The 23,783-nt window shown below is 57.9% G+C and carries 18 protein-coding genes and 1 pseudogene; 4 read left to right on the top strand and 15 right to left on the bottom strand.

The window, feature by feature from the left end; translation table 11 throughout:
• Positions 1-225 precede the first annotated feature (225 nt).
• Complete coding sequence (locus PspR84_RS05145; RefSeq protein WP_160055955.1) at positions 226-543, top strand: DUF3509 domain-containing protein; 318 nt, start codon at positions 226-228, stop codon at positions 541-543.
• Here the strand turns inward: PspR84_RS05145 and PspR84_RS05140 are convergent.
• Entirely contained in the window at positions 540-1,040 is a 501-nt protein-coding gene (locus tag PspR84_RS05140; RefSeq protein WP_026000737.1) for a phosphate-starvation-inducible PsiE family protein, read from the bottom strand. The two genes, PspR84_RS05145 and PspR84_RS05140, sit on opposite strands and share 4 nt — an antisense overlap.
• Before the next feature lie 327 nt (positions 1,041-1,367).
• Here PspR84_RS05140 and PspR84_RS05135 point away from each other — a divergent pair.
• A pseudogene (locus PspR84_RS05135) lies at positions 1,368-1,607 on the top strand (YebG family protein); the annotation flags it as partial.
• 191 nt (positions 1,608-1,798) lie between these two features.
• Here PspR84_RS05135 and PspR84_RS05130 read toward each other — a convergent pair.
• Entirely contained in the window at positions 1,799-2,818 is a 1,020-nt protein-coding gene (locus PspR84_RS05130; RefSeq protein WP_160055953.1) for a Glu/Leu/Phe/Val dehydrogenase dimerization domain-containing protein, read from the bottom strand.
• Positions 2,819-3,003: 185 nt separating this feature from the next.
• Here PspR84_RS05130 and PspR84_RS05125 point away from each other — a divergent pair, with 185 nt between their 5' ends.
• Positions 3,004-3,807 (top strand): transglutaminase family protein, encoded by an 804-nt coding sequence (locus tag PspR84_RS05125; protein WP_160055951.1) that lies wholly within the window; start codon positions 3,004-3,006, stop codon positions 3,805-3,807.
• An 88-nt stretch (positions 3,808-3,895) separates the two neighbouring features.
• Here PspR84_RS05125 and PspR84_RS05120 read toward each other — a convergent pair whose 3' ends face one another.
• The 4 genes from PspR84_RS05120 to hmgA all read right to left on the bottom strand — a co-directional run bounded on the left by PspR84_RS05120 (position 3,896) and on the right by hmgA (position 8,654).
• Entirely contained in the window at positions 3,896-5,251 is a 1,356-nt protein-coding gene (locus PspR84_RS05120) for an aromatic acid/H+ symport family MFS transporter (RefSeq protein ID WP_160055949.1), read from the bottom strand.
• A 142-nt stretch (positions 5,252-5,393) separates the two neighbouring features.
• Positions 5,394-6,029 carry a maleylacetoacetate isomerase gene (gene maiA, locus PspR84_RS05115; protein WP_160055947.1) on the bottom strand — a complete coding sequence of 212 codons (636 nt, stop codon included), beginning with the start codon at positions 6,027-6,029 and terminating at the stop codon, positions 5,394-5,396.
• Positions 6,030-6,041: 12 nt separating this feature from the next.
• Positions 6,042-7,346, bottom strand: coding sequence for a fumarylacetoacetase (fahA, locus tag PspR84_RS05110; RefSeq protein ID WP_160055945.1), 1,305 nt, complete (start codon positions 7,344-7,346; stop codon positions 6,042-6,044).
• Positions 7,347-7,349: 3 nt separating this feature from the next.
• A complete protein-coding gene (gene hmgA, locus PspR84_RS05105) occupies positions 7,350-8,654 on the bottom strand; it encodes a homogentisate 1,2-dioxygenase (RefSeq protein ID WP_160055943.1) in 1,305 nt (434 codons plus the stop codon).
• Between the two features lie 164 nt (positions 8,655-8,818).
• Here hmgA and PspR84_RS05100 point away from each other — a divergent pair, with 164 nt between their 5' ends.
• Positions 8,819-9,607 carry an IclR family transcriptional regulator gene (locus PspR84_RS05100; protein WP_160055941.1) on the top strand — a complete coding sequence of 263 codons (789 nt, stop codon included), beginning with the start codon at positions 8,819-8,821 and terminating at the stop codon, positions 9,605-9,607.
• 52 nt (positions 9,608-9,659) lie between these two features.
• On the opposite strand, the gene PspR84_RS05095 is transcribed toward PspR84_RS05100, so the two are convergent.
• From PspR84_RS05095 to PspR84_RS05055, 9 genes are all read right to left on the bottom strand, one after another.
• On the bottom strand, positions 9,660-13,175 hold the full coding sequence (locus PspR84_RS05095; protein WP_160055939.1) for a DUF6543 domain-containing protein: 3,516 nt from the start codon (positions 13,173-13,175) through the stop codon (positions 9,660-9,662).
• A gap of 168 nt (positions 13,176-13,343) precedes the next feature.
• Positions 13,344-15,902 (bottom strand): LuxR C-terminal-related transcriptional regulator, encoded by a 2,559-nt coding sequence (locus PspR84_RS05090; RefSeq protein ID WP_160055937.1) that lies wholly within the window; start codon positions 15,900-15,902, stop codon positions 13,344-13,346.
• Positions 15,903-16,040: 138 nt separating this feature from the next.
• Entirely contained in the window at positions 16,041-17,408 is a 1,368-nt protein-coding gene (locus PspR84_RS05085) for a DUF1329 domain-containing protein (RefSeq protein ID WP_077571173.1), read from the bottom strand.
• 23 nt (positions 17,409-17,431) lie between these two features.
• Complete coding sequence (locus PspR84_RS05080) at positions 17,432-19,225, bottom strand: DUF1302 domain-containing protein (RefSeq protein ID WP_160055935.1); 1,794 nt, start codon at positions 19,223-19,225, stop codon at positions 17,432-17,434.
• A 528-nt stretch (positions 19,226-19,753) separates the two neighbouring features.
• On the bottom strand, positions 19,754-20,665 hold the full coding sequence (locus PspR84_RS05075) for an SDR family oxidoreductase (RefSeq protein WP_160055933.1): 912 nt from the start codon (positions 20,663-20,665) through the stop codon (positions 19,754-19,756).
• A 187-nt stretch (positions 20,666-20,852) separates the two neighbouring features.
• A complete protein-coding gene (locus tag PspR84_RS05070) occupies positions 20,853-21,755 on the bottom strand; it encodes an alpha/beta hydrolase (protein WP_160055931.1) in 903 nt (300 codons plus the stop codon).
• Entirely contained in the window at positions 21,755-22,537 is a 783-nt protein-coding gene (locus PspR84_RS05065) for a class II aldolase/adducin family protein (protein ID WP_160055929.1), read from the bottom strand. The genes PspR84_RS05070 and PspR84_RS05065 overlap by 1 nt, the downstream gene beginning before the upstream one ends.
• A 131-nt stretch (positions 22,538-22,668) precedes the next feature.
• Entirely contained in the window at positions 22,669-23,355 is a 687-nt protein-coding gene (locus PspR84_RS05060; RefSeq protein WP_160055927.1) for an LrgB family protein, read from the bottom strand.
• A complete protein-coding gene (locus PspR84_RS05055; RefSeq protein ID WP_160055925.1) occupies positions 23,345-23,731 on the bottom strand; it encodes a CidA/LrgA family protein in 387 nt (128 codons plus the stop codon). Before PspR84_RS05055 ends, PspR84_RS05060 begins: the two co-directional genes overlap by 11 nt.
• Positions 23,732-23,783 lie beyond the last annotated feature (52 nt).

The following is a 23,783-nucleotide window of genomic DNA, read 5'->3' as shown; positions in this document are numbered from 1 at the left end:
CAGCCCTTGCTAAGTCCCTGCAGGAGCTGCCGCAGGCTGCGAACTTTTGCTCTTCATGACCGAAATCAAAACACTGAAGAGCAAAAGATCGCAGCCTCGTTTCACTCGACAGCTCCTACATGAAGCAGCAAATACAGGCCACGGAATGGCCGATGATCCGGTTTGGCGAACCAACCCGATCACGGCCGGTCAACAACTGCACGTTCAATCAGGCGGTGACGCATCATGGACAATCCTTTTCAGATCATTACCGATGCCTTCGCGCCGGACTATCAGATCAACCTGAGCATTCAGGGCCTGGACGGCAGCATCATGCTGACCCTGTCCAACAGCGGTCGGATCGTGGCCAAACGCATGATCAGCGCCGAACAGCGCAACGATCCCGCGCGCCTCAAACGCTTGGTGCAAAGCATTCAATTCGGCATCGCCATCGAACAGGGCCACAGCGCCATGGCGATCCTCGAAGCGATGACCAGCGGCGCCGGGCTGACCCCGCCACCGCCACGCGTCATCGGCCGGCCACGACCTGCGGCCGGGCTTTAGAGTTCGCCTTTCTCGACTTCCGGATGCTCGCTGGAGCCGGCGCCAAGTTTGCGCTGTGGTTTCTCGATCTTCACCGAAGGAAATTGTGACGAGGCGTAACGCACCACCAGAATCGAGAACGCCAGCAGCAGAATCCCGCCGCACAGGTAGATGATGCCCATGTCCGGCGGGTTGTGGTGCGAGACGTTGGAAATCAGCAAACGGGTCAGCGCGGTGATCGCCACGTAGATCAGGAAGCGCACCGGCATGTGGTTGGTCTTGAAATAGATTCCGACCATCGCCCCCAGTTCGAGATAGATGAACAGCAGCAGAATGTCATCGATCTTGATGTGGCCTTCCTCGAGCATCCCGAGAAACTCCATCACCGCCGCCCACGCCGTCACCGCACCAATGGCAAACAGCGCCAGATAATGGAAGGTCTCGACGAACAGGTTACCCAGGGACTCGGCCAGTTGATGCACGTTTTGCCGCAGTTTCTCGGCCCAGTTTATTTTCACGATGATGTTCCTTAGCTCGAATGCGAGCGGATGATGCGTGTTGGACGTGACGGTTTTCTGCACGTAACGGTTTTCATGCAGAAAAGAGGCCACGCCATCATGGCGAGACGCCGCCAAACCCGCGCCGTGGCGTTTGGTCGCACCGCTGTGCTTTTGTGGGAGCGAGCCTGCTCGCGAATGCAGCGACACGGTCTCCCTGACAAACCCGAAATCCGGTCTACATTGAAAAGCCACTACCCATAGCGCAGGGATTCGCTTATCCTTTTCGCTGTATATGGATACAGTAGTCGTCAAGACAACTTAATGTGAAGGCATGTGAGGTGGTGAATGGCCGTCGAAGTGGTATACCGCAGCAGCCGAGATCTGGAGCGCTTGTTCATGGATAAAGCCGAAGCTGACCGTCATGACAAAATGCTCGAACTGGCCGAATATCTGGCCGATGTGCTGCAAAAAGCCGTTCCGTCCCTGACTGAACAACAAGTGGAAGAAGCCGGGATCTACATGGCGAAGAATCGCGATGTGTTCGCCCGGGCGTTCAAGAGCCAGCCGGATGCGCTGTCCGAGCTGCTCAATGCACCGGCCGAACCGGTCGATAATGCCGAAGCTGCAGAACCTGCTGAAACGCCGGCCAAACCTGCCAAAGCGGCAAAAGCCGCGAAGTAATCTGCGCCCCTTGAAAGATCGCAGCCTTCGGCAGCTCCTACATTTGGAATGTGTATTCCCTGTAGGAGCTGCCGAAGGCTGCGATCTTTTGCGTTTCAGCGATACAAAACTTTCTCGGCCAACTCGTCGGCCACCCGCGCCGGCGAACGTTTTTCCGCCTGTGCATGGGCAAATACTTCGGTGAGTCGAGAGCTGATCTTCGACAGGTGCGCGGTAATGGTGGTCAATTCTTCGCCGCGATGCTTGAGCGAGACGTAGATCAAACCACCGGCATTGATCACATAATCCGGCGCATACAGAATCCCGCGCCGTTCCAGTTGATCAGCGACATCCAGATGCGTCAGTTGATTGTTCGCCGAACCCGCCACCGCCGAGCAACGCAGTTGAGTGACGCTGTGGCTGTTCAGCACGCCACCCAGACCGCACGGCGCAAGGATGTCGCACGGCGTGCTGAGCAATGCATCGTTGGCGATCGGATGGGCGTTGAGTTGTTCCATCGCCAGTTGCACTTTGCCGTGGTCAATATCGCTGACCAGCAATTCCGCCCCGGCAGCGTGCAGTTGCTCGGCCAATGCGTAACCGACATTGCCCAGCCCCTGAATCGCGATGCGCAAACCTTCGAGATTGTCGCTGCCCAGCCGTGCCATGGCGGTTGCCCGAATGCCGGCAAACACGCCCATCGCTGCGTGTGGTGCGGGATCACCGGCCGACGTGGTGCTGGTGACATGCTGGGTCTGCTGGGCGATGCAATCCATGTCCGCCACCGAGGTGCCGCTGTCGATAGCGGTGATGTAGCGACCGTCGAGCTGTTCGATGCAGCGGCCAAAGGCTTCGAACAGTGCGCCACGGTTTTCCACGTGCACCGGACGCACAATCACTGCAACGCCACCGCCTTGCGGCAACCCCGCCAGTGCGGCCTTGTAACTCATGCCCTGAGCGAGGCGAATGGCATCCTCGACAGCCGATTCGTCATTGGGATAGGCAAGATAACGACATCCGCCCAAGGCTGGCCCGAGGCGACTGTTATGGATGGCAATGACCGCCTTCAACCCGGAGACCGGGTCAACGCTAAGGTGCAGCGATTCCAGGCGAGTGCTTTGCATGAGCGCAAACATCGTTGGGCTCCCGAATCACTTCTTGTAGAACGCCAGTATAGGCCTGCGCCTGAAAATTGCTGGAGCACACCGGAATAAGCGCCCGCATCGACAACGGCTTTGCGGCATAACCCGACACCGGTGTCGCGAGGCACTGGACGAATGACACGGACCGGGCTAAAACGAGGCATTCCCCGGAGATTTCGATGAGTGCGCGTCAACGTTTTTTCGAATGCCTGCACCGTTCACCGCCCGCGCTGTTCGAAGCCGCGCTGTGGATGGCGGCCGAGCACGAAAAAGCGATCGACCCAGAAGCGTTGCTGCAGGACCTCAAGGACTTGCAACAGCGGGTCAGCTACGGCTTGCCAATGCTGCCGGTAAGTGAACTGGCGCAACCCTTGTTACGCCGCATGACCGACCTGGGCTTTGCACAGGACGATTTTCTGCCACTGCGTCCGCAGGCTGCGCTGTTGCACAAAGTGTTGCAGACCCGTCGCGGCCAGCCATTGGCGTTGGCGCTGATTGCCTTGGAGCTGGCGCGTGGCCTGGAGATTCCTCTGGTCGGGGTCAACTTCCCCGGACACTTCCTGTTGCGGGTGCCCGGCGCTGATCACTTGCTGGATCCGTGCGGCGGCCGGCGCTTGTACCCCAATGACTGTCGTGAACTGTTGCAGCGCCAGTACGGGCCGAACATGAAACTCAATGCCGAGCATCTACTGACCGCCTCCCCCCAGCAGATGCTTCAACGCCTGTCGCGCAACCTGCGGCAGTTACACCTGACGCATGATGACTTCATTGCCGCTCTGATTGATGCCGAACGTGTGCTCGAACTGGGTGACGCCGGAGCTGCTGATTACCTGGCCCGAGCCAGTCTTTATCAGCGGCTCGACTGTCCGAATGCCGAGCGCTTTGATCTGGAACACGCGCTGATGCTCAGCGACGACCCGATTCAACGCCTGCGCCTGACCGAACGCCTCGGGCACCTGCCGCCCAACTCGGTCGTCCATTAAAAGCAAAAGATCGCAGCCTTCGGCAGCTCCTACATTGGGATTATGTATTTCCCTGTAGGAGCTGCCGAAGGCTGCGATCTTTTGCTCTTCAGGATTTGACAGACATCCCCACTCCAGCTGCTGAACTGCCTTCGGAGGGCGAACGTACTTGAATAATCAGCAGCGCGGCAATCACCGCCGGGATCGCGCAGAAGAAGAAAATCTGCGCCACCGGAATGTGCATCGCCAGCAGCAGGCTGCCGAATAGTGGTCCGAGAATCGAACCGAAGCGCCCCACGCCCAATGCCCAACCGGTACCCGTCGCACGCACATGCGCCGGGTAGAAATTGCTGGCAAACGCATTCAGCGTCAGTTGCCCGCCGATGATGCAGAACCCGGCGGCGAAGACGCAGGCCACCAGATAACGCGGATTGTCATGATTGAGTCCCAGCAGAATCGTGCACAGCGCAGCCCCTGCCAACACCGCTGACAACAGACGCACCTTGCGCTTCAAGCGATCGGCGAACCACGCCATGCTAATCGCGCCCAAAGTACCGGCGAAGAGGAACATCGACGTCACCAGATTGGCTTCGTTGAGTTTCAAGCCACTTTCCAGCAACAGCGTCGGCAACCAACTGATCATGAAATACAGCAAAATCAGGCTGACAAAAAACGTCGCCCAGATCAGCAAGGTAGGCCGCGCGTAGCCATTGCGGAACAACTCGACCACGGTCAGTTTGCTGCCCTGCTCGCGCTCGTTCTGCTCCAGGGTTGCGGCAGGTGCTTGCCAGTCCGGCAACATCCGCGCGGTGACTTTGCGCAGTCGCGCGTATGGCGGCGCATCACGCAGCAGGCGTGGCAGCGACTCCGGCAGCATCCACCACAGAAACGGAAACAGCAGCAACGGCGTGACACCACCGGCGAGGAACACCGCTTGCCAGCCGAACTGGTCGATGAACCCGGCGGCAACAAAACCACCCGCCGCCCCACCAAACGAAAAGCCACACGCCGCCAGCGTCACCATCAAAGTGCGCAAACGCGGTGGTGAGTATTCCGACATCAACGCCATGGCACTGGGCATCGCCCCGCCCATGCCGATGCCACAGATGAAGCGCGCGATCATCAGCGTGTTGAGCGAGTCGGCGAAGACCATCAGCACCGTCAGTGTGGCGTAGATCAATACGCAAGCGAGCAGGATCCGGCGCACGCCAAAGCGGTCAGCCAGCGGCGTGACCGCCAGTGAACCAAGAGTGAGACCGAGCAGATTGGCGCTGAACACAGGCCCGAACGCAGATTTTTCCAGGCCCCAGTCCTGGGCCAGCGCGGGCACCACGTAACCGAGCACCTGGGCGTCATAGCCGTCGGTGACCAGCAACAGCGCGAGCAGGATCAACAGTAACCACTGATAGCGGGACACAGGACGGGCGTCGAGTGCCGCCCGGAAGCTGGCAATCTGGTTGTGCATCGCAAGGTACCTGTTTTGTTTTTATGATTATGTGAACGGCGATATTCCCTTGTAGGAGTGAGCCTGCTCGCGATAGCGGTGGGTCAGTCAGAACATGAGTGACTGACACTCCCTCATCGCGAGCAGGCTCACTCCTACAGGGTTATGGGGTGTCTGGTTGATTGGCAGGATGGGCCTTGATGAATGCTGAATGTTCAGCCGCCAGTGCGGCGACCCGACGAATTTTCGGATACGTCTCAAGGCTGACGTTGAACCGCTCTGCCGCATACAACTGCGGAATCAGATAAACATCCGCCACGCACGGCCACTCACCAAAACAGAATCCCTCGTCGCCAATCAACTGCTCCACCGTCGCCAGCCCTTGGCTGATCCAGTGAGTGATCCACTCGACCACCTGAGGCTCGTCCTGCCCCGACTGACGCAAGCGATTGAGCACGCTGACGTTGTGCAGCGGATGCACATCGCAACCGATCACCGCCGCCACACCGCGCACTTGTGCACGGGCGAGCAGATCTTCAGGCAGCAACGGCACCTGTGGATAACGTTCTTCCAGGTACTCGATGATCGCCGGCGATTGAATCAGCAAACCGCCCTCATCAGTGCGCAAGGCCGGTACCCGGCCCTGTGGATTGATCGCCAGATACGCCGCTTGCCGATGCTCGCCACCCGGCGGTGCGATCAGGTTGACCGGCAGCGCCTGGTAGTCCAAACCTTTGAGCGCCAGCGCGATCCGCACCCGGTACGACGAAGTGGAACGGTAATAGGTATAGAGATCCATGAGCCGCTCCTGTCAGCGCGCCGCCAGCACTTTGCCACGGCACTCGCCGAATCCGATCGAAGCAAAACCATCACGGGCACAACGTGCGCGCAGAATGATTTCGTCACCGTCCTCGAGGAATTTACGCACCTCGCCAGTGGCCAGTTCGATCGGTTTTTTACCGCCCTCGGTGATTTCCAGCAGGCTGCCGAACTGGCCGTTTTCCGGGCCGGACAAAGTGCCCGAACCGAACAGGTCACCGGCCTGCAACTGGCAACCGTTGACGCTGTGGTGCGCGACCATTTGCGCGACGGTCCAGTACATGTAGCGGGTGTTGCTCAGGGTCAGGCGATGGGCGGGCAGGTTCTGCTCGCGCATGGCTTCGGTCAGCAGCAGCACTTCCAGTTCGATGTCGAAGGCACCGCCGTCCTGATCGCGTTTGTCGAACAGGTACGGCAGCGGCTGCGGATCACCTTCAGGACGCTTCGGTTGCGCGGTACGGAATGGCTCCAGCGCTTCGGCAGTGACGACCCACGGCGACACGCTGGTGATGAAACTCTTCGACAGGAACGGCCCCAGCGGCTGGTATTCCCAAGCCTGGATATCGCGTGCCGACCAATCGTTGAGCAGGCAGAAACCGGCGATATGATCAGCGGCGTCACCGATGGCGATCGAATCGCCCATCTCGTTGCCTTGGCCGATCCAGATGCCCAGTTCCAGCTCATAGTCCAGACGTGCGCACGGGCCAAACGTCGGCTCGGTCTGACCGGCCGGCAGCGTCTGGCCTTTCGGGCGACGCACATCGGTACCCGAGGCACGCACAGTGGAGGCGCGACCGTGATAACCGATTGGCACGTGCTTGTAGTTCGGCAGCAGCGGGTTATCCGGACGGAACAGTTTGCCGACATTCTGCGCGTGCTCGATGCCGACGTAGAAGTCGGTGTAATCGCTGATGCGTGCCGGCAGATGCAGTTGGCAATCGGCGGCCAGTGGCAGCAGTTTCGCGCCTTGGGCTTCGATGTTGCCACGGTGAGTGCTGCCTTCGCTGAACAGTTCCAGCAGACGCTCTCGCAAAGCAACGCGTGCCTCGCGGCCCAGTTCGAAGAACGCGTTCAACTGGCCGCAATGCATGGCTTCCACGGCACTGCGCGCGACACCGTCGAACAGCCCGGCTTCCAGCGCAACTTGCAGATCGAAGATGTGTTCGCCAATCGCCACGCCAGCGCGCGGTGCCGAATCGGCGATGCTGAATACGCCGAGCGGCAGGTTCTGCAACGGGAAATCAGCGTGGCCGTTGGCCGAGGCGACCCAACTGCGGGTGATGGAATTCTGCGTCATGGGTTATCTCCGGGTCGGGTCGAACGTGGCGGGCAGAGTGGCCCAGCAAGCGTCGTAAGTGGATTGCAGTTGCGGGCAGTCGAGGGCGAAGCGGCTCGGGCGCAGCACTTGGCTGGTCTCGAACATGAAGGCCATGGTGTTGTCGATCTTCGCCGGCTTGAGCTCGGCATTGATCGCTTTGGTGCAGGTTTCGCCGTCCGGGCCGTGGGCGCTCATACAGCTGTGCAGCGAGGCACCGCCGGGCACAAAACCTTCAGCCTTGGCGTCGTATTCGCCCTGGATCAGGCCCATGAATTCGTTCATCAGGTTGCGGTGGAACCATGGTGGCCTGAAGGTGTTTTCGGCGACCATCCAGCGCGGCGGGAAGATCACGAAATCGAGGTTGGCCAGACCGTGGACGCTGGTCGGCGAGGTCAATACGGTGAAAATCGACGGGTCCGGGTGATCGAAGCTGACCGTGCCGATGGTGTTGAAACGGCGCAGATCATATTTGTACGGCACGTTGTTGCCGTGCCAGGCGACTACGTTCAACGGCGAGTGATTGAGCTCGGTGGCCCACAACTGACCGAGGAATTTCTGCACCAGTGTGGTCGGTTGCTGCAGGTTTTCGTAAGCGGCGACCGGGCTCAGGAAATCGCGCGGATTGGCCAGACCGTTGCTGCCGATCGGTCCCAGATCCGGCAGACGCAGTGGCGCGCCATGGTTTTCGGCGACGTAACCGCGCGCTTGCGGGTCGAGCAGTTCAACGCGAAATTTCAGCCCGCGTGGCAGTACGACGATTTCCAGCGGTGCGACTTCCAGCACACCCAGTTCGGTGGCGATACGCAGACGGCCAAGTTGCGGCACCAGCAGCAGTTCGCCGTCGGCATTGAAGAACACGCGCTCCATCGAACGGTTGGCGGCGTAGTTGTAGATGCTGATGCCGGCCGGTTTTTCCGCGCCAGCGTTGGCGGCCATGCTCACCAGTCCGTCGATGAAATCGGTTGGTTCGGCCGGGATCTCCAGTGGATTCCAGCGCAGGCGATTGGGCGTCACTTCACCCAACGGGCCACCGGCCAGTTGTCGCTCCAGTTTGACGAAGGCCGGGTGATTGGCCGACGGCTGAATGCGGTACATCCAGGTGCGCCGCGCTTCACTGCGGGTCATGGTGAACGCGGTGCCGGAAAACAACTCGGTGTAAAGGCCGTACGGGGCTTTTTGCGGGGAGTTCTGGCCGACGGGCAGCGCGCCGGGCAACGCTTCAGAGCTGAATTCGTTGCCGAAACCGGACTGATACGCCAGCGCCTGAGCGGTTGAATCGAGGTTCATGGAGCCTCCTGAACAGGGAGTCGGCAGTGGCCCATCGCTCTGGCTCAGAGGTTTCGGCACGCCGGGGTTGTTATTATCGTAATTCGATTACGCATAACGTAATTTGCTCGCTATCCAGCGTCAAGCTATAAAGACGCCCATTCGTTTCGGAACCCGGCCGCACCATGGAAAAAACCAGCGACAGCAACGGCAAACAGAAAGTCCGCTCCGCCGAAGTCGGCACCGACATCCTCAAGGCCTTGGCCGAGTTGTCGCCATCGACCTCGTTGTCGCGACTGGCCGAACATGTGCAGATGCCGGCGAGCAAGGTTCACCGCTATCTGCAGGCACTGATCGCCTCGGGGTTTGCCGAGCAGAACGCCGCCACCAACCACTACGGTCTCGGCCGCGAAGCGCTGCGTGTAGGCCTGGCTGCACTCAACAGTATGGACGTGCTGAAAGTCGCTGCCCTGCCGCTGGCCGAACTGCGCGACGAACTCAACGAAACCTGCTTTTTGGCGGTGTGGGGCAATCAGGGCGCAACGGTGGTGCACATCGAACCGGCAGTGCGCGCGGTGACAGTGGTGACGCAATTGGGTTCAGTGCTGCCGCTGCTCAGTTCATCGACCGGACTGGTATTCAGTGCCTATCTGCCACATCGCGAAACCGATGATTTGCGCGTGCGAGAGATTGCCGCTGCCGATCATCCGCTGAAGGACGAGAAGACTTACCTAACGCTGTGTGAACAGATCCGCGAACGCGGTCTGCATCATGTGCATGGTTTGCTCATGCCGGGTGTGGATGCGTTGTCCGCTCCGGTGTTCAACGCCGTCGGACAAGTCGCCGCCGTGCTGACCATCGTCGGTCCGACCTCGTTGTTCCACGCCGACGAAAACGGCCCGGCGGCGCAGCGGTTGTTGGCTGCGACACGGGCCGTGAGTTGGCGGATGGGTTATGAGCCTCTGCTGGCTTGAACTGCGCCAATCGAGCGAGTAACGAGGTCCGTTACTCGCGCGGTTTCACCTGTCAGTTGAGCAGGCGAGTGGTGCTGTTCACGACCGCAGGAGGTGCCGTGACTGCGGTCACGTAGCTGATGCTGACTTCAACGCCGGTGACGCCTTTCACCACGTCAGCAAAGTCCCTGACGCTCGATAGGAGTGCAATCGGGTTGACGGGCGCGCCGATCGCCGCCACTTTGCCAACGTACAACAGAATCGCCCCTCTCCACGCCCATGCAAAGTGTGCGTTCGCAGCCTCATCGGAGCCCTGACTGGAAGCCACAATGCCCAGCACAACCGACTCAGTAATGCGCAATACGGTCAGTGCGAGGCCAAGGGGCGCAATGAACATTGAAGCCACATCCAGGGCAAATTCGGCCAGTACCCTCACATCTTTCCACAGCGCTTCCAGATAACTGGTCGTCTGAAAGTCCACATCGGCGACGAGCTGCCCGATTTTAGCCAGGTACTCCTGTTTGAAAGCCAGTACTGGATAACTGTTGGTCAATTCCGGAGTGCCGGTCGCTACGGGGATCGAGTCCCAGTAAGCGTCCAGGAGATTTTTCACTTCCTGCTGATGTTCCAGACGAGCGAGGCTCAAGACCTTTTTGTTGAAGGTCACGCTTTTCAACCGACCAGCAAGTTCCTGCACAGGGAAGAAATCCTTGCCATCAGGCGTATCGGGAATATAGACAAAAAACTCATCACGCCCACTGACTCTGCGCCCAAAAACGTAAGCTCCGACAAGGGCGCGTCCCCTAAGGGTGAACTCATAAACACCAATGCCCGGCTTACTACCCGTGGTCACGATGTCCTGACGAGGCAGATCCCGATCAAATCCGTTAATGAGTGCCTGCAACCAGTTGTATTGGTCGACCGACAGCTCGCCTTTGATTTTCTGTATCAATGCAGACCGAAGCATTTCGTTTTGTTTTGTTTTTCGATACAGGCTTGCCTTCAGGTCAATATCGGATGCATTGAGGAATTTGTCCTTTAGATATTGAAGATATTTTTCACCCGGCCTCAGATCAATGAGGTCATTGATGATTTTGGCATCCAGTTGGTCAATGCGCTGACCGGTAAACGTCCAGAAAGTGGCTTTTCTGAGCTGCTCTCTCAATTCACCAAGTCCGGCCAATAGAGGGTTCACCCAAGTGAAAAATTTCTCAAACGCGCTTACGTCACTGCGCCACGTATGCCACTGAATAAACAGATCGGTGAGGCTGATTTTCGAATCGGCGTGAAAGTTGACCCAGACCTCATCAGGGTTAATGTCCACAGATGCACCTGTCCGCGCAAAATATTGCTTCAGCTCCTGCTTCACCAGTTGGCTGGCAAATTGTTTGAACGGCTCGACCGCCAGTGTCTCCCGGGAATGATGATGAATAGCCTTGAAATCATGACTCAGACGATTTAGTAGTTGCTGATCGCTCGAATTAGCCTTTCTGTACCATTGGGGGGTAGCGACTTCGGTTTGATCGATATTCCACGTGATGTGATTTTTAACGGCGCCGAACAAAGGCCCCTTCTCGGCTAAATCGACCAACTTGATCTTCGACCACCACCATTCGTTCAGTATCTCAAATGGTTTTTTGCTTAGATAATCACGTTGCATCTCGGCACTGTCGCTGGCGTGTGCCTGACTCAACATGTACGCCCAGATTTCAGGTTTGGTCGCCCATTGCGCCAGCTTGTGCTGCAGGCTTTTCAGGTCAGCGAACTCGAACCAGTCCTGCCCGACTGGCGAACCCGGCATATGAAGGACATGAGCGCTATGATCGGCTGCCACACCTTTCCTGCGATAAACCAGCAAACCATTGAAGGGCTTGAACCAATTTTTGAGTGCCACGCCCAGCGTTTCAATCGAAACGTCGCCGAAGTTGTAACGCGTCACCAGATCCTGCGCAGCCGGACTCACGTGCTTCTGCAGGATCGCCGAGAACATGGATAGCGCAGTTCGGCGACCAAAGACCTCTCGAAGAGATTCGGAAAACTCTTCTGTAGAATATAGAAGACGTTGCGCCGAAGTATAAGCAACACGAACATTCAACGTCTGGATAGCACGGAGGATGCTGGAAGGGCTCAGTTTTGGAAGACTGCTGGGGACTTCCGGAACGATCTGATATTGCCCTGCCAAATCATGAGTACCGTGCATAAAGGCCTGAGTCAGTGTTTTGCGCTCGATGAGCTCCACTTTCTTGCCGTCCGCCAGAGGCACGGTATGAGTTACTTTCACGAACAAGGTATCCGGATCGATTCGTTCATCTTTACCCGGTGATATGAAGTCCTCTACGACTAATCGCGCATAGTCTTTCAGGGAAGAAACACCGTGAGTGACATCGTGATGTTTGACCTCGGTTTCCAGCAACTGCGTTTGCAGAGAAACATAGACTTCCTGATTGGCTTCGGAGGTACTCTTCAACCACTGAGGCCAAGCATTGCGCTCTATATGCTTAAGCAGTTGTACTTGGCGCTGCTTTGCCTGGCTAATAATAGCTGGCAAGGATTGTGCAGCTTCAACAGCGACAACAATTTTATCAAGGTCAGTACTTGGCATACCGACGGTTTGAAGATACCCAGCGACGTCGCTGTACATCGTCTGAAGCCGTTTTTCCGCGAAACGCTCAAACAAATTCGCACGAACTTTCAAAAAGCGAATAGCGTGAACATAGGCAAATCCCGCTCGCTCACTAAGCGGCAGCGCTTGCAGAAATTCCTCCTGAGTCTCCGGAGCGCCCAGTCGTTTTAGTAGCGTCTGTTCGAGTATCGATGTGGAGGAAAACACCTCAAGACCACGACTTGCGCTATACAGCACAACAGCACCCTGCACACCTGGAACCAACTGTTCGTAAACAGGTTCTTTAAGGGGTAATACAAACATCGCGTTCTGTTCGATGTATTTGCCATTCTGCCCTTCAATAAATACACCGTAACCAGTGCCTGTCAGACCAGGTTGCACTGTTGTACTGACTAACGCCCTTTCTTGCGCAGTCAGGAGGCCCTGAATCGCCAACGCCTCCAGTTCACGAGTGAAAAGGTTAGCCTCGAGAACGCCTAGAGCAGACTTCCGCGATAACTGGGGATAAGCCCCACCGGCCTTTTGAACAGTCGGGTTTTCCCAGTACTGCCGTACAGCCGCCGTGTAATCAACTGCAAGCTTCTTCAGCAAATCTGCTAGCAGTTTTTCAACTGCCGAGATCGGCACTTGCGCAAGCAAGTCTTCACGACTGGTAAAACTCGGGTGATCGAAAACGCCATAATCATTGACATCATAGTTTGGCGCCCGACCACTTCGCAGGCACTCAAGCGCGACATCCAGCAAACGTCCGACCAGCTGTTTATTTGTCGGTTTGGCGCCCGCTACAACATTGACGAACAGGCTGCTTAGCCGCACACCTTCGGAGACTTTCCATAACGCTTCACGCAAAGTGTCCTGCAGTACCACCGAGAATGACGGAACACGCATCAATTCTTGCGAGATACTTTCCAGGGCTTCCCCCACTTCGCGCAGACTTTGGCTTTCGGCTTCTTTATTAATTTTCACAATAGATTCTCTATCAGCTTGATGATGGCAAGTAATCAATAGAACTTGCCTCGCCAAATCAAACTAATTCAGATCAAGAGCAGAAAGATACCCACTACACTGTTTCCAACAATGTGGAATCACGACAACAACAAACTTCGACGTTACAACTACAAATATCTAACAAGCTCACCCCAACATCAAACCCAATGTTCTGGCCTTCGCCACCGCATGAGTTCTACGCATCACCCCCAACTTTATATAAATTCTTCGGACATGTGTTTTTACGGTATGCAATGAAAGGAAAAGCTTTTCTGCGATTTGTTGATTGGAATCTCCTGTCGCAATCAAGGCCAACACTTGCAACTCGCGCTGACTCAGTGAACTTTCGGTTTCAGTTACATTTATAACTTTCTGCTTTTCGTCCGACACAATGGTCGGATCAAATATTTTCGGTGAGCGCAGAGTGACCTGCCGTATCAGCAATTGCGACCCCGAGCGCCGAACGATCCTTAATGCGCAATCCACATGCTCAACTACTCGTAACGAATCGTTGTGCAGCAATGCCACTTCGGCCAAGGCAAAATGCAACTCCGCTTCAAGTGTCTGCGCCCCACACTTACGTGCTTTATCCAGCAACAACTGAAGTTGCTTTGGCTGGTCACTGGCCCGTTGCAAATATGCCGTGGCCAATATCAACAAGTATTGGATACGCGCAATCAATTGAACTGTCGCCGGAGGCGCCTGTAATGCGTTCGGTGGTTGATAGTGACGCAGCACCCGGCTCAGCGCCTCATGCGCCAATTGCGCCCGCCCCTGCTGCAGCCAGATCTGGCTACTGACCTGTAACAACACACCACGGTAAACCGTGTCTGGAATCCTGCGCTGCTGCATCAACCGCTCGGCCTCGTGCAAGCGCTCGAATGCTTGCGTGTATTCACAGTGGTTGGCCGCTATCTGCGCCAGCCCCAGATAGCCGAACAACACCCGTTTATCGTGACTGCGCAGACAATCCTCCAGGCCACGTTTGAACAGAACGGCGGCTTGCTCCTCCAGCCCCATGGCCAATGCCAATCGACCACGACGCAGGGCGATGCGACCGAGCAGCGGTGATGGCCGCTCGGCGCGCTGGCCAAGCAATTGCTCGACGCTCAGCAGCAGGTTGTCAGCGCGGGCGGGAGTTCCACGCTGCTCAAGCAACTGCGCGTGATCAAGTTCGAGCAAGCCTTCAAACAGCAAGGAGCCTTGTGCCCGCGCCAGACGCAATGCTTCACGGCTGATGGCATGCGCTTGTTCGAGTTCATCGCATAACAAGGCCTGTTGAGTCAGCCCTGACAGGCACAGCAGCCTTGCGGCCCAGGCATCGCCATCGAGCGCTTCCAGAGCTTGTTGAAAGAGTTCGTGCGCAGGCGTCATACATCCCTGCAAATGCATCAGCCAACCTTGTTGCGCTTGCCAGCGTGCAATCAGTTGTCGTTCCAGTGCCGCCGAAGGTTGCGGCATGAACCTCGCCAGATGCGAGATGCACTGCGTCGCCTGTTCAAACCGCCCGGCAAACAGCAGAGCTGCGGTAATCAGCCCGACCAACTGCGGTGATCCCAAGGTCAATCCTTCGCCCTGAGATTCATGCAAGCGCAACAACAGCACCACCGTTTGCTCTTCAAACAGATGCTCAAAGTTGAAGTGCTGCAACAGACTGATTGCCGTTTCGAATTCCTCGGCAAACAACGCCTGCTCGAAAGCCGAGCGCCAGTCCCCGGCACCGGCGAACCATTGGCATGCTCGACGATGCCATGAACGGGCCGCAGGCCAGCGCTCATCACGCATTACTTGAGCCAACGGTGCAAATATCTGCAACCACTGGGACGAGTCATTCCATGGTTCGATGAAGCAACCCAGCGTTTGCAGGGTTCGCAGGTAGTCCGCGCCCTCTCCGGCACCGAACAAGTACTCACACAACTCAGCGTTGAAGCGCGGCAGATTCGCCAGCACCCGCCAGACTTCCGCCAACTCCGGCGTCAGACTGCTGAACAATTCGTGTTGCAGGTAATCAAGCAACGTTTCCACCCGTTGCTGCGGTTGGGTACTTTGCGCCCAGTCGCATTTTTGCAGCAGCGCCATGCGCACGCCGGCGCACCAGCCACCGGTTCGATGAACGATCCGTGCGGCCACACTGGCGGCCTGCTCAGCTGACAAGTGTTTCAAGGCCAAGGCGATTTCGTCTTGTGTCAGCGCCAGCGTCGTGCTTTCGCACTCATACAACTCGTCGTCCAGTAGCAACCGAGGCCAATTGCATTGCGGCCGTCGTCGCGTGCCGATCCACCAGGTCAATGCCGGGCTGCTGAGCGCCAGCAGGCGGTCAAGAAGCGCATCAACTGCCGGGGCGGGCAACCGACAGTAATCGTCGAGAAACAACCAGGTGGGCGTCGACCAGCGTGCCAGAGCTACCGCCAACTGCGCTTCAGCCATCTCGGCCAGCCCCAGCGCCAGGCTCAGCCGCTGACAGAATTCGTCAGCACTCAAGGACATGCCCATCAATGGCAGCCAGTGCACCGGACAACGCGCCGGTGCCTGTGACAGGCACTCAGAGAGCAAAGCGCTTTTGCCACTGCCCGCCGGCGCGCAGATCAGCCTGATTCGTGCGGCCGATGTCAGCAGAGGCTCACTCAATCGAGGGCGAAGTTGATGATGAGAAGAAAGTCTGGGCAGAAATCCGGGGCGATCCAGACAGGCAGTCATGGCGGTCATCGGGTGAGCCTTTTTATCGTTGTGCAGTCACCCTAGTCCTCTCCTCTGTACTTGTTGACGAGTATTCAGCGCGCTGATTGGCGCCCATAAAAAAGGCGACCGAGCGGTCGCCTTTTGTCCACTGATGTATCAGAACCGTTACCGCACACCCTCTGCACGCAAGGCCGCTGGCGTGTAGTCGGCAGCCTTGGCTTCAAAGCCGAATTCGTAACTGTGCTTCTCCTCGTTCTTCATCCCCAAGGCAATGTAGCGGCCGGCAATGATGTCGTAGAGCGCTTCGAGTGTGTATGCCTGTGCCTGATGCTCGTAGTGATATTCAGAGTGGCCTTCGGCTACGCGCCAGAGTTGACCGCGACCGTCATAGTGGTCGGCCAGTGCAACCTGCCAACTGTCCTCGTCGATATACATGTGGCGTTTGGCGTAGATATGCCGCTCATTCGGTTTGACGGTGCCGATCACTTCCCAGACCCGGTGCAACTCATAGCGCGTCAGGTCCTGATTGATGTGCCCGGCCTTGACGATGTCGTCGTACTTGAGCTTCGGCGAATCGAGTTTGTAGCTGTTGTACGGGATGTACATTTCCTTCTTGCCGACCAGTTTCCAGTCGTAGCGATCCGGTGCACCGGAGAACATGTCGAAGTTGTCCGAGGTACGCAGGCCATCGGCGGCGGTGCCCGGGCCGTCATAGGCTACTTGCGGTGCACGACGCACACGACGCTGACCGGCGTTGTAGATCCACGCCAGGCGCGGTTCCTTCACCTGATCAAGGGTCTCGTGAACCAGCAACACGTTACCGGCCAGACGCGCTGGCGCAGTCACCGACTGCTTGAAGAAGGTCAGCACGTTGGCGGCCTTTTCCGGGTCGATATCCTTGATCAGTTGCGGCACGGCGATCTCTTCTTCGAAGCGGATCGGCGTGTAGCTGCCGTTGGTCTGCGGGGTCACCTGAGTAATGATGCGTTTGACGTTGCCGCCGTGGTAACGGGTGATGTGGTTCCACAACACCTCGACGCCGTTCTTCGGTATCGGAAAGGCGTAATAGCGATTGCCGGTGAAATTGGCCAGGCCGTTACCATCGTTGATGGTGGTCACGTTGAGCGCACTGCGCTTGGCCGATTCGTAGATTTCCGCCGGTGCGGCGACGGTTCGGTGGGTCGGATAGACCGGGATCTTGTAAGTCTCCGGGTAGCGTTTGAACATCGCCACCTGGCCGTCGGAGAGCTTGTCCTTGTACTTGTCGACGTTGGCCGCGGTGATGGTGAACAACGGCTTTTCATTGGCGAACGGGTCAGCAAGAAAGCCTTTGCTGTCCACCGCAGCAGCATTTTTCGGGATGCCGCCGGTCCATGCCGGAATAGAGCCATCGGCGTTACCGGCTTTCTCGGCGCCGAGCGGGGTCAGGCTGGTACCGAGTTTATTGGCTTCGTCCGGCGACACCGCCGCCATCACATTGGCCGCCAGCAGACTCAGGGCCAGCACACCACATTGCAGAATCATTTTGCGCATTGCAGTCATCCTTCTCGGGCAGATCAGAAGTTCACGCCGAAGCTCAGTGCGACGAAGTCACGGTCTTCGAGGACGTTGTAGTCACCACCGAAAAAGTCGGTGTAACTGAGGCTCGCGGTGTAGGTGTTGCGGTAGTCGGCATCGACGCCGACGCTGATCGCTTTCGCGCCTTCGTTGAATAGCCCGTTGGGGCCATAACCGGCGACGTCATGCGACCACGACAGGTTGGGTTTGAGGTTGATCCCGCCGATCACGTTGGCGTAATCGAGGATCGCCCGAGCGCGGTAGCCCCACGAGGTCGAGGTGACGAAACCGTCGGTGTCGCCGCCGAAACCGTATTGGCCATATACCGAGTCGCGGCCATAACGCAGCTTGTCGCGCGACTCCAGGCCGCCGACCCTAACCACGGCGGCTTCACCGACCAGGGTCAAACGTTGAGCGCCCCAGACCTGATCGAAAAAGTGCGTGAGTGTGCTCTGGATTTGCGTGACTTCTTTGCGCCGATAGCCTTTGTTGTCCGCTCCCGGTGACGTCGAAAGTGGCGACGCCGTGCCACCGGCAATCGGGTTGAGCAGCGCCAGTGTCAGGTCGTTGGTGCTGACCTGCACCGGAGCGTTGGGCCGGTAGCTGATCTCGCCAGTCCACGCAGTGCCGGTGGGTAGCGTTGTGGAGAAACTCGCGCCGTACAGACGGATGTCTTCCGGGTATTCGAGGTAGTACTGGCCGCGTCCGAGCATCACACTCTGGGCCAAACCGGAGCCGCTGCCGGGGGCCAGACCATTGGCGATGCCGACCATGCCCGGCAATGCTGCCAATGTCGAAAGACCGGCCGTGGTCGTGCCAACCGTAGGCGTACGGCTGTGGTAGTTCATGAAGTAGAGACCGTACTCGGTGTCGTCGCCGAGCCAGCGCAACGCCGTCCCCCACTGCCCGGAATCCCGCGCGTCACGGTCACCACCACGAGGGATCACCACGCCTTCGCGAGTCACCTGAATGCCTTGCCCGAACGCGGTGGTCAACGGCACCAGCGGCGCGATCGCCGGGTTGCCAACGGTGTAGCCGTTGTTGCAACCGTCCGCCGCCACATCGACGCCGAAGAAGGTGCCGCAGTTGTCGAGAACGGTCTGGTCCCATTCCAGTTGATAGAAACCTTCGACGGTCAGTTGATCAGTCAGGCCTTGCGAGCCGAACAACATGTTGACCGGAATCAGACCTTCCTTGATCTCCGCACCGGGGCGACGAAACGCTGAAACGTCGATCGGGTTGATGCTGTTGATCGAGTTGCCGATGAAGGTACTTTCGCCCCAGCTCACCACCTGTTTACCGGCGCGCACGGTGCCCGGCAGATCGGCGATGGAGTAGTTGTGATAGATGAACGCATCAAGGATTTGTGCGCCGGAAGATTTCGCGCCTTCCTTGCGGCCGCTGTCGCTGATCGGCTTGAACTCGCGGTCCTCGTCCTTCAGCTCGAAGTCATACCAGTACTTGCCACGCACGAAGACACCGGTGTCGCCGTACTTGAGTTCGAGGTCGTGAATACCTTTGAAGATTTTCGAGAAGGTCTCGCCCTTCTTGAAATTCAAACGCCCGTCATCACCGGTCGAGGATTGCCCGGAACCACCATTGACCGTGCCGACCAGCGACTTGTCGGCATCGCGCATACCCCAACTCGCACCAATCGACAGCGACGAATCGAACGTGCCCTCGATCTCGCCAATGTTGAACGCAACCGCTTGCGCCTGGGCGCAGCAACCCAGAGCCACCGCGGCTGCCAGCGCCTGCGGTGTGAAGATGGCGCGCATTGTTTTTGTTGTCATGCGTCTTCCCCGGTGAGTGACAGAAGGCCCCACCCTACTGCCGGGCAACCGCGTCGATAAGCGCACCAAGGAGGTATTCGTGTTGTCGCTCGAAAGGATGAATGGCCTTGCACGACGGGACTTTGCGCCGCTCATGGATCGGCTGGATGGAGGATCATCAGTGCAGCGCATGGTGCATATCGGATCACGAGACTGTTGCATGCCCCGCAACAGTGCATGTCCGGAATCGGTATTTTTCCCACGCGATCAAGACCTTATTCTGAACGCGCTTTCACGGGACTCGCCGCAAAGTACGAAGCACTGGCCTTTGAGCGACTCATGCCATTGCCGACAGATTTCAGATAAATCGAAGACTTCGGTTTATCGCCCCGGTGTTCACTGACGTTGATTTGTAGCTCCTTGATCCAACGTCTTACCTTGGCCGCTGCGTTTGCAGCGGCCTTTTTTATGGGCAATGAATTTTGTACAGAAGAGGTTTTCAGAGGGATGACAGGACCCAGATGAATCCTGTCGAGTGATGCGTAGGGATCAGAGTGAATACTTCTGCAAATTCGCCATCATTTCCTTCAGCGCCTCAATATTATCCTTCGGATGCGCCGCCCCTTCGAAATCACAAATCTGCTGCCAGTGCGCCGCGACATCTTCCGGCGAGAAACCAACGCGCGGATCAAACCCGGCACCGAGGCTGCGCTCCCAACGCACCTTGCCCATCCAGCCGCCACCGACTTCGAACAGTCCGGCGGTTTCCTGGCATTGCTCACTGGCCAGATACACCACCAACGGGCTGACCAGTTCCGGTTTGAGTTGCTCGAACACTTGCGGCGGGATCAGGCCTTCGGTCATGCGCGTGCCGCCGGTTGGCGCAATGGCGTTGACAAGGATGTTGTTCTTGCGGCCCTCGATGGCCAGTGTGCGGGTCAGGCCGTAGAGGCCCAGTTTGGCCATGCCGTAGTTGGACTGGCCGAAGTTGCCGTAGATGCCCGAGGTGGAGGCGGTGAAGATCACCCGGCCATAGTTTTGCTCGCGCAGGTGCGGCCACGCGGCGCGGGTGACTTTGTAGGCGCCTTCGACATGGACGCGGTAAACCAGATCCCAGTCGGCGTCGTCCATTTTGTGGAAGGTCTTGTCGCGCAGGATGCCGGCGTTGTTGACGACGACGTCGACGCGGCCGAAGACATCAAGGGCGTTTTGCACCAGTTTGTCGCCGTCGGTGACCGAGTCATGGTTGGCTTCGGCGATACCGCCGGCTTCGCGGATTTCCGCAACCACGCGATCAGCCGCGGATGCATTAGCGCCTTCACCCTGGGTCGAGCCGCCGAGATCATTGACCAGCACCTTGGCGCCCTGTCTGGCAAACAACAATGCGTGGGCGCGTCCGAGGCCACCACCGGCTCCGGTGACGATGACGACTTTATCTTCGAAACGCACAGACTCATTCATCGCAGCAACTCCAGCAGGCCAGTATTGAGCCAGAGTGTCAGGCACACAGCTTTTGGTCACAATGAATACGGCGGAGGCTGAATGGTGTGCAATAAGGTTGGGGGATAGTGAAGATCAAAAGATCGCAGCCTGCGGCAGCTCCAGGGGATCGGTGTAGGAGCTGCCGCAGGCTGCGATCTTTTGATCTTCAGGAGCAGGCAACTTTGCGCGGCGGCAACACCTGACGTTCGCGAAACTCCAAATAGTGCTTGAGCACCTGCACCGGCGCTTCGGTCTGTGGATAGTGACCAATGCCCGGCAGCAGCACAGCGTCGGCATCAGGAATCAACTCGCAATAACGCTGCACCATGTGTGCACCAGAGATCGGGTCGACTTCGCCATCAATCACCCGCAACGGGATCTCACCGTGCTGCATCGCCGCAACCCAACGATCACGCTGCACCCGACGCTCCGGAATGTAGCTGATCAGTTTGTGCATGATCCGTGGCCCACGATTGGTATCGACCAGGCTCCAGAAATCATCCAGTTCGCTCTCTGTCGGCCGGGTGTTTGGCCCAAAGATCTGCCGAAAACTTTTCACCAGGGCATCGCGGGTAAACGCGCGACCGATCATCCAGCCCAGTGGACTCAGCAGCAGTTTTTGCATCAGCACCGGACGATGGGTTTCCGGAAACAGGCCACCGTTGAGGAACACGCAACTGGCGATTTCGAGGCGATCCTCGTAATGCCGGGCCAGCAATTCTTGCGCAACGCTGTCACCGTAATCGTGCGCCAGCACATGCACCGGTTGTTCGACCTGCAAATGCGCGAGCAAGGCCTGTTGCAGGTCAGCCTGCTCCAGCAGGCTGTAGGTGTGATTGATCGGCTTGGCCGAATCGCCAAACCCGAGCATGTCACAGGCGATCACCCGATAACGCGCGGCCAGTGGCTGCCACAGGTAATGCCAGTCCCAACTGGCGGTCGGGAAGCCGTGGATCAGCAACAGCGGCTCACCCTGCCCCGCCGTCCAGTAGCGAATCGGCTGGCCACGAAAGACAAACGTCTGGCTGCGTTTACGCCAGACACACAGAGGAATCTCGGCAAGAGGCATTAGAGTTTATATCCGGGGTCTTGTTTATCGAGTTTGCGCAGCAACGCTGGCCAGGCCAGCGCGCCACCCATGCCTTGAGCACTTTTGGTGACACCGGCGATCATCGCTTTGGCGCCTGCCAGGATTTGCGGTTCGATGGCGATGAGTTCAGCGCCACCGGTTTGCGCCATGACCTGAATGTCGCAGGCGCGCTGGAAGGTGAACATCATCAGAAAAGTGTCGGCGATGGTGCCGCCACAGGTCAGCAGACCGTGGTTGTGCAGCATCAGGAAATTGTTCTCGCCGAGGTCGGCCTGCAAGCGCGCTTTCTCTTCGTGGTTCAGCGCCACACCTTCATAGGCGTGATAAGCCAGGCTGGACAGCACAAACAGCGACTGCTGGCTGATCGGCAACACGCCCTGCTTTTGCGCCGACACCGCGACACCGGAAGCGGTGTGGGTATGCAGCACGCAAACCACGTCGTGCCGCACTTCGTGCACAGCGCTGTGGATGGTGTAGCCGGCGGGGTTGATTTCGTAAGGGCTGTCCATGAGTTTGTTGCCGGCCTGATCGACTTTCACCAGGCTTGATGCGGTGATCTCATGGAACATCAGACCGAACGGGTTAATCAGGAAGTCTTCGGTACCCGGCACCTTGGCGGAAATATGCGTGAAGATCAGATCGTCCCAGCCATGCAGTGCAACCAGACGATAACAAGCGGCGAGATCGACTCGGGTCTGCCATTCCGCAGCACTGACCTGATCTTTGACATTAATGGACGATTGGACGGGGGCTACGCTCACTGTATGCACCTCTGCGTTCTTATTGTTCTGCACGTGTCAGCAGTCTAGTCAGGCGCAGAGCATTGCGTAGTTGCATTGCCAGCCAGCTTGATGACTGAGCGGGTCAGCCAGGCAAACTCCTTGGATCCATGTCAAAGCCACGACGCCAACAAAGGCGCGGCAAACAGATTGAGCAGACCGGTCAATACCATCACCAGCCCGGCGACAGAGCCTTCTTCGCCCCCTACTTCATGGGCGCGGCTGACGCCAGCACCGTGCGCGCCAACCCCGAACAGCGCACCGCGCGCCAAGGCACTGCGCAACGGCAACCACTTCAAGAGCACGCCGCCGAGCATCGCACCGAACACGCCGGTGAACATTACAAAGACCGCCGTCAGTTCCGGCACGCCACCCAGGTTCTGTGCCAGCGGCATAGCGAACGGTGTGGTGATCGAGCGCGGCACCAGCGACATCGTCACCGAACTGTCCAGCGCCAACGCCTTGGCCAATCCGAATGAAGTACCAATTGAAGCCGCACTGCCGGCAACCATGCCCAGCATCAATGCCGACCAGTGCCGCGTCAACAATCGGCGTTGCTGCCAGATCGGCACGGCGAACGCGACGGTCACCGGGCCCAGCACCAGCATCAGCCAGTGGGTGTTGCTCGAATACTCGGCATACGCAGTGTGCAGCGGCACGGCGAGCGCCAGCAGCAAGGCCGGCACCAGAATCAGTGGAGACAATACGTAGCGACCGGTGCGCCGATAAATCCAGCGGCTGAACAGGTACGCCAGCAAGGTGAAGGCGAGCCAGAACATCGGCATCCATTCAATCTTCATGGGAGCGCCTCACGCGTACGGCCAGTTCCACGGTGAACGCAGTGACCAGCATCACCATCAAGGTGCTGGCGGCGATCACCAGCAAAATCCGCCAGCCGTCATTGCGCAGCAACGCGCCGTAATCGAGCAGACTCATCAACGCCGGGATAAAGAACAACAGCATCTCGGCCATCAGCAATCCTGCGCCCAATTGCAGGGCTGCCGGTTTGACCCAGCCAAAGGCAAACGCCAGCAGCAACAGCGCCATGCCGATCACGCCGCCGGGAATCGGCCAGGCTAGCCATGCGGCGAGTTGGCAGCCGAGCAGGTAGAGACCGAGTAACACGGCGAGTTCTACGAAGAGACGGGAAAGTTGTTTGAAGCGGGCGGCGTTCATGAGGTTGGCTCCTTACAGAAGCCTATTTTACGAAGTGACCTGCCATCCCCGA

It is taken from the genome of Pseudomonas sp. R84 (assembly GCF_009834515.1).
In the GTDB taxonomy this organism is placed as follows: Bacteria; Pseudomonadota; Gammaproteobacteria; order Pseudomonadales; family Pseudomonadaceae; genus Aquipseudomonas.
This window is presented reverse-complemented; position numbering and strand designations above follow the sequence as displayed.

Coding starts and splice junctions, on each gene's coding strand:
- PspR84_RS05145 (WP_160055955.1), top strand. CDS start 226: ATGGACAATCCTTTTCAGATCATTACCGATGCCTTCGCGCCGGACTAT.
- PspR84_RS05130 (WP_160055953.1), bottom strand. CDS start 2,818: ATGTTTGCGCTCATGCAAAGCACTCGCCTGGAATCGCTGCACCTTAGC.
- PspR84_RS05125 (WP_160055951.1), top strand. CDS start 3,004: ATGAGTGCGCGTCAACGTTTTTTCGAATGCCTGCACCGTTCACCGCCC.
- PspR84_RS05120 (WP_160055949.1), bottom strand. CDS start 5,251: ATGCACAACCAGATTGCCAGCTTCCGGGCGGCACTCGACGCCCGTCCT.
- maiA (WP_160055947.1), bottom strand. CDS start 6,029: ATGGATCTCTATACCTATTACCGTTCCACTTCGTCGTACCGGGTGCGG.
- fahA (WP_160055945.1), bottom strand. CDS start 7,346: ATGACGCAGAATTCCATCACCCGCAGTTGGGTCGCCTCGGCCAACGGC.
- hmgA (WP_160055943.1), bottom strand. CDS start 8,654: ATGAACCTCGATTCAACCGCTCAGGCGCTGGCGTATCAGTCCGGTTTC.
- PspR84_RS05100 (WP_160055941.1), top strand. CDS start 8,819: ATGGAAAAAACCAGCGACAGCAACGGCAAACAGAAAGTCCGCTCCGCC.
- PspR84_RS05090 (WP_160055937.1), bottom strand. CDS start 15,902: ATGACCGCCATGACTGCCTGTCTGGATCGCCCCGGATTTCTGCCCAGA.
- PspR84_RS05085 (WP_077571173.1), bottom strand. CDS start 17,408: ATGCGCAAAATGATTCTGCAATGTGGTGTGCTGGCCCTGAGTCTGCTG.
- PspR84_RS05080 (WP_160055935.1), bottom strand. CDS start 19,225: ATGACAACAAAAACAATGCGCGCCATCTTCACACCGCAGGCGCTGGCA.
- PspR84_RS05075 (WP_160055933.1), bottom strand. CDS start 20,665: ATGAATGAGTCTGTGCGTTTCGAAGATAAAGTCGTCATCGTCACCGGA.
- PspR84_RS05070 (WP_160055931.1), bottom strand. CDS start 21,755: ATGCCTCTTGCCGAGATTCCTCTGTGTGTCTGGCGTAAACGCAGCCAG.
- PspR84_RS05060 (WP_160055927.1), bottom strand. CDS start 23,355: ATGAAGATTGAATGGATGCCGATGTTCTGGCTCGCCTTCACCTTGCTG.
- PspR84_RS05055 (WP_160055925.1), bottom strand. CDS start 23,731: ATGAACGCCGCCCGCTTCAAACAACTTTCCCGTCTCTTCGTAGAACTC.